Annotated in this window: 7 protein-coding genes; 6 read left to right on the forward strand and 1 reads right to left on the reverse strand. The window is 59.8% G+C overall.

Features of this window, described 5'->3' with window-relative positions; all coding sequences use genetic code 11:
• Positions 1–65 precede the first annotated feature (65 nt).
• The 3 genes from AC1Q5B_RS20290 to AC1Q5B_RS20300 all read left to right on the forward strand — a co-directional run bounded on the left by AC1Q5B_RS20290 (position 66) and on the right by AC1Q5B_RS20300 (position 8,227).
• Positions 66–2,162 carry an Atxe2 family lasso peptide isopeptidase gene (locus tag AC1Q5B_RS20290; RefSeq protein WP_492633246.1) on the forward strand — a complete coding sequence of 699 codons (2,097 nt, stop codon included), beginning with the start codon at positions 66–68 and terminating at the stop codon, positions 2,160–2,162.
• A gap of 688 nt (positions 2,163–2,850) precedes the next feature.
• Positions 2,851–7,719, forward strand: a complete 4,869-nt coding sequence (locus AC1Q5B_RS20295; RefSeq protein ID WP_492633247.1) for an RHS repeat domain-containing protein — start codon at positions 2,851–2,853, stop codon at positions 7,717–7,719.
• A 22-nt stretch (positions 7,720–7,741) separates the two neighbouring features.
• Positions 7,742–8,227, forward strand: a complete 486-nt coding sequence (locus AC1Q5B_RS20300) for a hypothetical protein (protein WP_492633248.1) — start codon at positions 7,742–7,744, stop codon at positions 8,225–8,227.
• Positions 8,228–8,503: 276 nt separating this feature from the next.
• Here the strand turns inward: AC1Q5B_RS20300 and AC1Q5B_RS20305 are convergent, their stop codons facing one another.
• A complete protein-coding gene (locus tag AC1Q5B_RS20305) occupies positions 8,504–9,352 on the reverse strand; it encodes a LysR family transcriptional regulator (protein WP_492633249.1) in 849 nt (282 codons plus the stop codon).
• A 222-nt stretch (positions 9,353–9,574) separates the two neighbouring features.
• Here AC1Q5B_RS20305 and AC1Q5B_RS20310 point away from each other — a divergent pair, with 222 nt between their 5' ends.
• From AC1Q5B_RS20310 to AC1Q5B_RS20320, 3 genes are all read left to right on the forward strand, one after another.
• Positions 9,575–10,321 (forward strand): glucose 1-dehydrogenase, encoded by a 747-nt coding sequence (locus tag AC1Q5B_RS20310; RefSeq protein WP_492633250.1) that lies wholly within the window; start codon positions 9,575–9,577, stop codon positions 10,319–10,321.
• A 26-nt stretch (positions 10,322–10,347) separates the two neighbouring features.
• Positions 10,348–11,865, forward strand: a complete 1,518-nt coding sequence (locus tag AC1Q5B_RS20315; protein ID WP_492633251.1) for an MFS transporter — start codon at positions 10,348–10,350, stop codon at positions 11,863–11,865.
• A gap of 80 nt (positions 11,866–11,945) precedes the next feature.
• Positions 11,946–12,434: a hypothetical protein gene (locus tag AC1Q5B_RS20320; protein ID WP_492633252.1), complete on the forward strand. Its 489-nt coding sequence runs from the start codon at positions 11,946–11,948 to the stop codon at positions 12,432–12,434.
• Positions 12,435–12,490 lie beyond the last annotated feature (56 nt).

A 12,490-nucleotide genomic window follows, 5' to 3' on the forward strand; every position in this document is an offset into this window, starting at 1 on the left:
GGGACGTTCCGTCCAGTGTGCCACGTGTTCACCGTGCACGAAGATCGAGCCATCAGGAGAGTGTCATGTCGATACAAGCTGCGAAGGGAGTGGTGGGGGCGCTGGCGTGCGCAGGGCTGTTGGGCTTTCTGCTGCAACTCCCGGACGCACGTGCAGCGACCATTCGCCAGCTCGTCGAAGTGGTCGACATCAACAATGTTTCGATCTCGCCGGATGGGACGCTGGTCGTGTTCAGGACCGAGCAGGCCTCCATCGAGCGAAACACCTATCGCACGGTGTGGTACGTGCAGCCCATTGATGGCGCGTCACCGCCGCGGCGTCTCGGAGAGGGCGGTGACGTGCTTCCCGACGGCGGCGGCTCGACAAGACCGGAGAAGGTCCAGTGGTCGCCAGACTCCAAGTGGACCTTCTTCAGAGCGGTCAATGACGGAAGGATCGATCTCTGGCGAGCTGCCGTGGACGGGTCGCGCACTGAGCAGATCACCTTCGAGACCGCAAACGTAAAGACGTTTTTGATCTCGGACGATGGAGCCACCGTACTTTATAGTCTCGGGGCCACGCACCGGGCTGTCGTGGAAGCGGAGCTCGCCGAGTACCACGACGGGATCCGCATCGAGCCGTCTGTCTTGCTCGGCGATAACTTGTTCCGGGCTGGCTACCACGACGGTCGCCCGGCGACGCAGCGTTTCAAACCCGAACTAGGGCACTCAGTGCCGCTGCTGTCTGACACTCCGGATCGATGGAAGGCTTTGGACCTGCGGACTGGAAAAGCCCGCGAGGTCGCTTCGGACCCGCGGCGCTCGGGGCTGGCGACGATCCCGGATCTTCCCAAGGTGCCCGGCCAGGTCGTGCAGGTTGCGGAAACTTCCGGTGGCGGAAAGATCGCCATGCTGCGCATGCAGCCGGAAAAAGAAGGTAGCCCGCAACGGGCCGTGGCCACGATTGTGGTGCTGCCAGATCCCAAGTCTCGGCGTCTGATCGAATGTACGGCTGGAGCCTGCGAAGGCGTACCCATCACCAGCATCGCCTGGCGGCCTGACAGCGATGAACTTGTATTCACCGTCGCCGAACGCGATGGAGAACTTCAGCAGTCGATTTTCCGCTGGAACACTGTCAGCGGCGACGTGACGCCGGTTGTGCGTTCACATGGTCAACTCGCAGGCGGTGGACGTTGGGCGCCAGAACCTTGCGCAGTGTCTGCTGCCGCCTTGGTTTGCGTCGCCTCGGAGGCGGGAGCACCGCCAAGGCTGGAGCGCATCGATCTCGACTCCGGAACAAGGACGGTACGGTTTGCGCCGAACGAGTTGCTGGCGCAGGACATGGATACGACTGTCGATCTCCGCTTCTTCGGCTGGAGTGACACAGAAGGATCTCGCTATACCGGCCAGTTCTACCCGGCTGGCACCGTCGATGGCAGGCCGCCGCCACTGTTTGTCGTCTACTACCGATGCAGCGGCTTTCTGCGCGGTAGCGTGGGCGACGAGTGGCCCCTCGCTACGTTCGCCAGACATGGTATCGCCGTGCTGTGCATCAACGCCGCGCCGTACGAAAACGATGCAGTCGTGCGATATCAACGGGGCTTGAATGCCGTGGAAAGCGCGGTGGAACAGCTTGCGGCACAAGGTGATGTCGATCCTGCCCGGGTGGGAATGGGCGGCCTGAGCATGGGCGCAGAAGTCACCATGTGGGTGGCCACGCGCTCGGATCTGCTGCGCGCGACATCCCAGAGCTCGCCCGTGCTCACGCCCAACGGCAGCCTGATGATGAGTCTGCGCGGAGAAAGCGAGATTGCGCGCCGGCAGCGATTCTGGCAAATCGGCACATCCGAAGAGACGTCAGAACGTTGGCGCACGCTCTCGCCGACCTACCATCTTGAGAGGATCCAGGCGCCCTCGCTGATGCAAATGTCGGAGCAGGAATATCGATACGCCCTGGACTATCTGGTGCCCCTGCTGCACAAGCAGCTAGCCGATGTTTATGTGTTTCCCGATGAGCCGCATCAGAAGTATCAGCCGCGACACAATCTGGCGGTATATCAACGCAACTTCGATTGGTTCCGCTTCTGGCTGCAGGGATACGAAGATCCAGATCCCAGCAAACAGGAGCAGTATGCGCACTGGCGCGTGATGAAGCTGGCGGTCGACAACGGAAATCTTGACTAGAGCAGCGCCGGAAGCAGACATCGACTGGGTCGTGAGATTGGGGGGATTTGTCGAGGGTAGGTGATGGCAGCTCCCGACCCAAAGCGGACATGCAAAAGAGTGAAAGCATGAGCTGAGGGGAAAAGAGTTCAACGCAGCGGTGATGGTCGTAGCACTGAGGGGTAAGGCGACGCCGCACACCGTTAGAGAATCCGTGAGTAGAGTTTATGCTTCGGCTTGTTAGTATGGCAGTCATCGTCAGCCAGCCGGCAGGCCATACCGGCGTAATTAAATTGCCCCCATAACAGTCTATTAGCGCAAGCGCGCTGTGCTGCTGCTGACAAACTAAGGCTCGTGCAGTCATCTGTACGCATCCCGATGTCGGTCCAATGTATGGCCGTGAGCATGACTATTGCGGCCTGACACGATAGACGCTTCTATGTTGCGCGCAGGAAGGTTGTGACGCGCGTGACAGAAAAGTCCAACGCCACATCGTCCGTCGAACTGTCAGCAATGGCTCGAGCCCAAGTTCGCCTATTCATATAACGTAGGCTGGCGGATCATTGCGTACTGCTCCAGCGTAAATGAATTTACTACTTGCTTATTGGGGTGGATGGAGTACAAATCCGAACGCGGTATGCATGGAAGTCACTCTCAAGCGAACACGGAGGATCGCAGTATGCGCAAGTATTGCACCATACCCTTTGGGATGTTCCTGACCATTGTCTTGCTGCTGCCTACAGTGGCTCGCGCTCAAGAGTTATATGTCTCTCCGCAGCAGGATGTTCTGAATCGGCTGTCGTCAAGCGTCGAGAACATGACGGGCAAGGATGTCATCGGTGACACGATCAACCATCAGACGGGTGATCTAAGCTTTCGACACGTAGATATCGTGCTCAAGGGCCATGGACCGGAGATCGCTATCTCGCGATCCTTCCAAGTCAGTGCTAGGTCTGCGTGGAACTGGCGGCACAATCGCGAGTTTGCAGACTGGGATCTGGAGATTCCGAGCATCTCCACCACAACCACGATGGGCTCCAACGATTGGAAGGTCGTGGGCGCAAACCCGACTGCGCGCTGCACCAGTTTTGGCCCCGCTGCCAACATTGGATCCTTCACGGCTAACTACTGGTGGCAAGGCGTACACCTCAACGTCCCCGGCGCATCTCGTCAGGAACTGATGACGCGAGCCAGCGAGAACACCTATCTTCCGCAGGTCGCGATCAACGGGGTCGTTCCTTCGTTCAACATAGTGACCCGAGACAACTGGGCGATTACATGCCTCTCAACGCTTAAAGACGGCGTGCCGGGTGAAGGATTTCTTGCGATATCGCCTGAAGGGACGAAGTACTGGTTTGACAAGATGGTCTACAGGTTCGAGTCCTACGAATCGGAGACGGCGTGGACGAACCTAATGAGAACGGCGAAGTGGAAGGCGTCGCTGTATGTGACCCGCATCGAGGACAGATTCGGGAACTACGTAACCTACAACTACCAGAACAATCGCCTCTCGACGATCACATCCAGTGACGGCCGTGCGCTGCAAGTCTACTGGTCGGCAAACCGTGGCAACTCGCTGGGTGAGGCGTACCACATCGAGAGGATCGTGACCCAGCCGGGCACGACGCTTGCGCGTACATGGACTTACAGCTACCTGTACCGGGGGATCCAGAATGGCACCAACGTCATGCCACGCTGGGATCTGCAGACGCTCACATTGCCCGATGCAAGTAGCTGGACCTTCAGTATCGGTCCATTCAGCAATAGCTGCTATGACAGCCGCGACGCTCCGGGCTGCAGCTGGGCCACGCCGACGGGAATCTCTGGGTCAATTAAGAGCCCATCGGGTGTCACCGGGACGTTCAAGATCAAGAACGGAACGCCCATTCGCCAAGGCCAATATGCAATTGCGCCGCCGGCGGTGCCGTGGGCAAGCAGCAATGTTCAGCTGCTAGAGATGGATCCTCGGAATGTTGACTCTCCCCGTGTTGTAGAGAAGAAGCTGACAGGCCCGGCGATCGATTACACGTGGTCGTACTCATACGACGGAAAGATCCTGGAGCCCGGGGCGTTGATATCCCCTAGGATGCAGATCGTTAATCCAGACGGCACACTTGACGACGTCTATGTTGACGGGGCGTGGGGAAGCCCCACGGAGGGCCAGGTGATGCGAATCGAGAAATTCGCCGGCCCGACGTCCTACACGCCAAGCACTGGGTACGTCGGCAACGGTCCTGCCCGACAGGTGGAGTCATTCCTTTATCGTGCCGCGCAGAGCCGCGTGGGAACCGTACCCAGAACCAACTCTAACGCGCTGGGCCAGGAGTTCAGGTGGCCTCTGCGCAAGCAGACGAAGTTGCTCGATGGCGTGACATTCACTACAGAGATCACCGGATTCGACTCCTTTGACAGGCCGACCCAGATACAGCGCTCAAACTCCTCAGGGTATGCCCGCACAGATGGGTTGGGCTATCACGATGATCCGAACGTCTGGGCGCTCGGTCAGCAGTCATCGCAGACAATCAATGGCGTCCAAGTGAGGCGGGTGGACTTCGGCTGGAAGGCCTTACCCTGGAAGCTGTACAGCTTTGGTCGTCTGACAGAGACACGGGCGTACAACTCAACAGCCACCGTAGCCAGCAGGCAGCTGGGCACGCTCGCGTCCATCGTCGATGGTCAGGGAAACACGACTAACTACGGTGATTGGTACCGGGGCATCCCCAGGCTGACCAGCTTCCCAGCGACCCCTGATGCTCCTGCCGGCGCCACCAAGCAGATACTCGTTGACGACAACGGCCTCATCACGGCGATTACCGACGAGAGTGGATCGGTGACCGGCTACGGATACGATGCAGCAGGCCGTTTGGCGGCGATCATTTATCCGACGGGAGACAGCGCGGTCTGGTACAACACCACGATCGCGTTCCAGCCGGTCAGTGTGGCGGAGTACGGCGTTGCTGCCGGCCATTGGAAGCAAACGACTACCACGGGGAACTCTAAACGAGAGGTCATCTACGACGGGCTTTGGCGGCCCGTCCTGACGCGCGAGTTTGACGCGACGAGCGCCGCTGTCACCACGGCGACACAGCGATTCCGCAGCCGTGCCTACAACTACCGAGGTCAGGTCACGTTCGCATCCTACCCTGGGACCACGAGCGCACTAACGGCCGGCACGCTGACGACCTACGACGCGTTGGGCAGAAACACGGTCACGTCTTATTCGATAGAGAGCACGCCGTCAAACTCTACTGGGCAGGCGCAAGTCATCACAGAGTACCTGCCGAACCTTAGTAGGCGCGTTACCGCGCCCAATCTGGCACAGACCACGACGTCGTACTTGATGTACGACGAGCCGACATATGAGTGGCCAACAGCCATCGCCGCTCCGGAAGGAGCTTTCACGGACATATCGCGCGACGTGTATGGCAAGCCAACGGCGCTCACGAGGCGTAACGCGGGCGGGAGTACCACAAGCACGCGTCGGTACGTTTATAGACCCGACTATCAGTCACTCTGCAAAACAATCGATCCTGAGTCTGGTGCCCAGATACAGGACTACGATGCTTCGGGAAACCTGCTATGGACATTTCGTTCGGCAGGTTCGACGTCGGCAACAGACTGCTCATTCAGCGACGCAGTCGTGTCTGGCCGAATTACGAGAACGTATGACGCCCGCAATCGGCTCAGCACGATCACGCATCCTGACGGGGTGGGTGATCAGATCTGGAGCTACACGCCTGACGGGAAGACATCTCAGATACTCACCTACAGTTACCTGGGAAGCACGACGCCGACGGTGAACTCCTACGCATACAACAAGCGCCGGCTTCTTGTTGGAGAGAGCCTTGGAACGCAGTCTGTAGGCTATGCCTACGACCGACACGGAGCGCTCTCAACACAGGTCTATCCCAGCGGCCTGAGTATCAGCTACCTTCCGAACGCGCTGGGACAGGCCAAGGAAGTTCGGGACTCGACTGGATTCGGATACATAACAAATGTCTCCTACCATCCCGACGGGTCACCAAAGCAGTTTACTTATGGGAACGGCATCCAACGAAACGCCACCACAAACCTTCGTGGGCTACCTCTCCGTATCACGGACTCTTTGGGTGGCGTTAAACCCCTAGATATCGAGTACGCCTATGATCCAAGCGGAAACATAGGGTCCATCGTCGATCATTCGACCTCGGCTCGCCAAGCCAGGCAGATGACGTACGATGGATTGGAACGATTGAAGAACACGACGTCTCCGATGTTCGGTACGGCCAACTACAGCTATGACGTGCTCGATAATGTTACCGAGATGAACGTCAGTGGGGGTGGCAGCGCACGCACTTACAGCTACGTGTACGACACGCCTACGAACAGGCTGATGAGCATCAAGCAGGGACCTGCGGGGCCGACGGTCGTAGGCTATGGCTACGATGTGGCGGGCAACATCATCAACAAGAACGGAGTGGTAAACGAGTTTGACGCGGCCGGAAAGCTCCGGTTGGTGACTGGCAAGGAAGTTGGCTACATCTATGACGGGCATGGTCGCCGGATCATGGCGGCCAGTGGCTACATGAATCCACGCTTCCGAAACTTCCTCTACGGTGAGAGCGGGCAGCTGCTCTATAGCTCATCAACCGGCGGGGGTTACACGGAGCATCTCTATCTAAGTGGGGTGAATGTGGCATCGAGGAGTATGTCGGTTGGAATCCCCGGGGCACTCCCGATTACCAGCTACCGCCATGCAGACGCCGCTGGTACGTCATTGGCTTCGAGCGACGCGACGGGATCGATCGCTAGTACGAGCGAGTACGAACCCTTCGGGCAGCTCGTCAATCGGGCGCCGATCAATGAGATCGGCTTCACGGGGCACATGAACGACGCTTCTACTGGGTTCACGTATATGCAGCAGCGTTACTACGATCCGATGGTGGGACGATTCCTGTCGCCAGATCCTGTCGCGGTGAATAGCGATACAGGCTTGAACTTCAATCGGTACGCCTACGCCAATAACAACCCGTTCAAGTATGTAGATCCAGATGGTCGGGACGCTTTCTTCTTCACGGACGTTCGTGTCCTGGTCATTCCTGTCTATTTCACGGGGCCTGACGCTAACGACAAGAACATACAACTGATCCAAGAGCGCGCCTCGCAGATCCAGACGGAGTTCGGAGCGCCGCTCAAAGTTGTCGTGCTGCCGCGTGACGCACCCGGACCGGGGACAAATACGTTGGAACTTGGTCCCTACTTTGGAAGTATGGGCTGGACAGGTGAGGCTTCAAATGCGTTCGGGGGGAACAAGGCACAGATCAATACGGCCCTCGCGAACTGGGTTGGTGCGGCACTGCACGATCTTCTGCACCTGGCGGGGGCGCCTGAGGGCTACACTGACCGCGGCGGAACGCGGGAGAATCGTAATCCCGTCTCCCCCCGCCCTGGATACAATAATCGCCATATCATGTTTACTCGAGATGGCGTGTACTTGAGGATGGAAGATGTCGAGATGATCCTGGAGAATGAGTCCACGCGAAAGCGCGAGCTCAAGGATCACAAGAAAGATAAGGAAATCGAGACGCGCTCTGAGTGAAATTCTCGCGATGAGGTCATCCATGAAGGCAAGGCTCGTGATACTTGGTGCGCTTCTCTTCCCAGGAGCGCTGTTGGCTGACGTTCCGACGGACGTATATTGCTCTGAGAGTTTCTGTGTGCAGATCGCACATCATCCCAAGGTACATCCAAAGGACAGTTACGTCTTCCGTGGTAAGGAGGGCGTGGAACACCACGTGGTGAGGTTCGAGGACGGCGCTGTTCTATCCATATTAACAACGCCGACCCCGAAAGGATCTTGCGCGGTCAGCGCCGCCGTAGTGGAGCCACTGAAGGACGGAGAATTCTTTGGTAAGGGTTGTGTGAGGTCGACGACGCGTCTTTCGGACTTCCAGCTAGCGGTACGCCTAACGAGCCGCCAGGAGGACGCGCGATACTTCTTCTCCCGGACTCATCCGACTGTGTGGGGCGCCGCGCGAGATGGCGAGGGTGAGTACCGGGATGTAGCGACTGAAGTGCTCTTGATCCGGGCCAAGCCTCAATCCTGATAGCTCGGTATTGAACACGATAGGCTGGCCCTGATCGTTGTTGACCTGCGCGTGCATTAAGTGATTTAACAAGAAGATCGTTATCCTGATGCTCCCATTGACTCGAATGCACGGATACTTGCGCGCTACTACTGCGCTCTGGAGACTTAGGCATCCGCTTAGGGGGCGGTCCTGAAGTAGCCTGATTCAGCTGCTTGCTTGCCTAAGGCGGGCGAGCGTCTCCTGTCGCTACAACAAGGAGGTTCGCCGATGTCCGCTTCTGGCCGATTGCAGACATCAAGGGAGCGTCGTTTCGGCGATATCGAGCAGAGCTCTTAACCGATCCATGTGGCGCAGATCTTGGTGGTAACCCACCCAGACGTCCCTGCTCGGAGGGTCGCCGAACAGATCGATGCGATGAAGCCCGTCCACGCCGTCACCAAGGGGCCTTGGCAATACCGCAACGCCTAGTCCTCGACGGCACATCTGGGCTTGGACGCTTCGGCTGGTGCTGGCGAAAGCACGTCGAGAGTGCGGGAATCGGTCGAGCAGCCAGGTGACATCCGGAAAGTGGGCCTGGGCCGAGTTCATGAGAATCAGGCTCACAGACCCGGGGTCGTTGGTCACCGCGTGCACCGTCGACGCCGATCCGTAGAGCCCGTAAGGCATGGTCATCAGTCGGCGCTGGACGATGTCCGGCTCACTGAACGGGACGATGCGGAAGGCCACATCGGCTTCGCGACGGGAAAGGTCGAGCAGGCGGTAGCTCGCGATGACCTCGGGTACGACGGCGGGGTGAAGGCGCCCCAGTTCGACAAAGACGGGCGCCAGGACATAGGCGGCGAACCAGTCCGCCGAGGATATCCGCAGGAGGCCTTCGAGCCGCTCATGGTTGCCCGCCAGGCGCCTTTCCATGGACAGCGCCGATGCTTCCATGGATTCGGCGAGCGACAGCACCGCGTCTCCGGCATCGGTGAGCACCAAGCCGTCCTTCGTCCTGCGGAAAAGCGGTTGCTCGGCCTCATCTTCGAGTGCCTTGATCCGTCGTCCAATGGTGGGATGGCTCACGCCCAAGCTGCGCGCCGCCTCGCCGAGCGATTTGCCGCGGACGACCGCGAGGAATATCCGGATATCACTCCATTCCATCCCGCGATTACCCGTTCAAAAATGTACGCGGAATATGCAGGAATGGCAGTCCACAAACAATCCTGTCGACTTCACCATGCCCACCCCAGCACTGATGGTCTGACATCTGCGGTCCGACCCGCAGGCGACCCCGGCGTACTTCGGGAGATCTCGGTGGGCGGGTACACGCCATCCCTGGCAGGTTGGCCCATACCGGGTCAACCGCATCTGGAGTTGAATGACATGAGCAAGTTGAACGGGAAAGTCGCTCTGGTTACGGGCGCATCTAAAGGTATTGGTGCCGGCATCGCCCGTCGGCTAGCGAGCGATGGCGCCAAGGTGATCGTGAACTACGCATCGAGCGCGCACGAGGCAGATAGGGTAGTTGGCGAGATTGAAGGCGCCGGCGGGACCGCTGTAGCGGTGCGCGCCGATGTCCGCAGCAAGACGGAGGTGGATGCGCTCATCCAGACGGCCGTCGACCATTTCGGTCGGCTAGATGTCATGGTCAACAGCGCCGGCATCTATCAGTTCGCAAAGATCGAGGACACCACCGAGGATCTGTATCGCCAGCAGTTCGACTTCAATGTACTCGGGTCGCTGCTCGTCACGGCAGCCGCCGTACCCTTCTTGGGCGAAGGCGGCAGCATCATCAACGTCAGTTCCTTCGTCACCCGGATTCTGCCCACGCAAAGCGCGATCTACAGTGGAACGAAAGGGGCTATCGACGCCATCACCGGCGTTCTCTCGCGGGAACTGGGTCCACGGGGAATCCGCGTCAACGCGGTGAACCCCGGCCTGATCGAGACCGACGGTACTCACGCCAACGGCGTGATGGGCTCGGAGTTCCAGGCCTGGAACGAGCAGCAGACGCCGCTCGGCCGGATCGGGCAGGTGACGGACATCGCGTCGATCGTCTCCTTTCTTGCGTCGGACGACGCGGGCTGGGTCACGGGCGAACACATCATCGGCTCGGGCGGCATGCGCTGATCCGCGGCGTTCCGAGGATGAACCTCTTGAGCATCTATCCGAACCCGAACACAACGGACCCGCGCCGCTGGCCCGCCTTGGCCGTGCTCCTGTCCGGCACGCTGCTGCCTCCGCTTGATTTTTTCATCGTCAACGTCACGTTGCCGAGCATCCGCGCCGATCTGCAGGCATCGGCCGACGTCGCGCAGCTGGTCGTGTCGGTCTATGCGATGGCCTACGCCGTCACCCTCATCCTGGGCGGTCGCTTGGGCGATCTCTATGGACGCCGGCGTACCTTCGTGGCCGGCATGTTCGGGTTTGGGCTGGCGTCGGCTCTATGTGGATTCGCAACGTCGCCAAGTGTGCTCATCTTCGGCAGATTGCTGCAGGGCATCTCGGCCGCGGTCATGGCACCGCAGTCCTTGGCGTCCATCCACGCGCTGTTTCCAGCGAGCGAGAAGGGTCGTGCGCTCGGTCTTTACGGAGCGACATTTGGATTGGCCTCCGTCGGCGGACAGCTTCTGGGTGGACTGCTTGTATCCGCTGATCTCTGGAATATGGGCTGGCACAGCGTCTTCCTGATCAATCTTCCGGTCATCGCCCTGGCCATTCCTGCCGCGTTGATCCTGGTGCGCGAAACCCGCGGTGAGGAAGCGGGCGGCATGGATTTCGGCGGTGCGATCTTGCTGGCAATGGGCGTGCTGGCGCTGGTGGTTCCGCTGATCGAAGGTCGCGAACAGGGGTGGCCGGGGTGGAGCCTGGGCTTGCTGGCGATGAGCCCAGCACTCCTGGCCCTGTTCTGGCGCTACGAGAACCATCGGGAACGCTTGGGTGCGTCGACGCTGGTTCCGCCGTCGGTCATCTCGGCAACTCGTGGCTTGGCTCTTGGTCTGCTGGCGGCCATCCTGCTGTATGCCTTGGCGGCGTTCTTCCTGACGTTTGCGGTCTACCAGCAAGCCGGGCTGGGTCGCGGTGCACTCGCAGCGGGCCTGGCGATTCTTCCACTCGGTATTGGACAGCTGCTGGGGCCGACGTGCGGTCTCCGGCTGTCGCGATGGCTGGGTTCGAGCGCAGCGACCTTCGGCATGAGTCTGGAAGCCCTCGGCCTGGTCTTGGCGGCTGGGGCGGCGGCGATCGACCGGCCTTCGTGGCTTTGGGTCCCCCTGCTGGTGGTGGGGATCGGACAGGGCATCGCGCTGCCGGCGCTGGTGCGACTAAACGTCGATCTTGTGGAGTCGCGCTGGGCGGGCCTCGCGGCCGGCATGGTCAGCGCAGCGATGCAGCTGGGCGCTGCGCTCTCCGTCGCCTTGGTGGGCGGTGTCTTCTTTTCGCTCGCGCCGGATGGAGCAGGCCTCGAAGATGTGGCATCCGGCTTCGCGGCCGCCTGCCTCATGATCGCCAGCGCGATGGCCATCGCCGCCGTTCTCAGCCGGAGGCTGGCGCTAACCACCACGAGGGGAGCGCCGGGCTCAGCAAATGAGTCGGCCATGGGCCAGCTATCCCCGACAACGACGCCGCCCGCAAACCGGACGCTCCCGGTGCAAACCACCCATCGGTCGGCATGAACCCGTCCATCCGATGCCACTCCATTGCGTTATCTACCTACTAATAGGTAGACTCACCCAACTTCAGCAAGGAACTCCTCATGGGCATATCTCCAATCGGCTGGCTCCACACGCTGGGAAGCCTCCCAGCGATCCCGCTTGCGATCTACATGCTGGTCAGGCGCGGGCGGATCGCTCCTGAGACCGGTCTCGGCCGCGCCTACTTCTGGTTCATGCTGCTGGGCGTGCTCACGGTCTATCCCATCGCGCACCAGCCGGTGAGCTCCATCGTCGCGACGATTACCCTGGTGTTTCTGCTGGTCGGATACGGCATCGCGCTGTGGCGGCCGGCGAAGCGACTGTGGACATACGTCCAGACCATGTCACTGAGCATCACCGTGTTCTTGTTGATGGTCCCCACGGTGAGTGAAAGCCTGCGCAGGCTTCCTGTCGGTGATCCGGTGGTGACAGACTTAAAGGATCCGCTGCTGCTGGGCGTCCAGGGCACGCTCTTCCTGGCGCTCATCGTGGGAATTCCACTGCAAATGCGAGCGCTTTATATGCAGCGTCCGACGTCCCCCCGCTTTTGAGTAGCACGCCGGTTTGGAGTCCAATTCCCCAACCCCAGGAGATTGGACGTGAAGAA

Source organism: Pseudoxanthomonas sp. GW835-FHT14C01 (genome assembly GCF_058793715.1).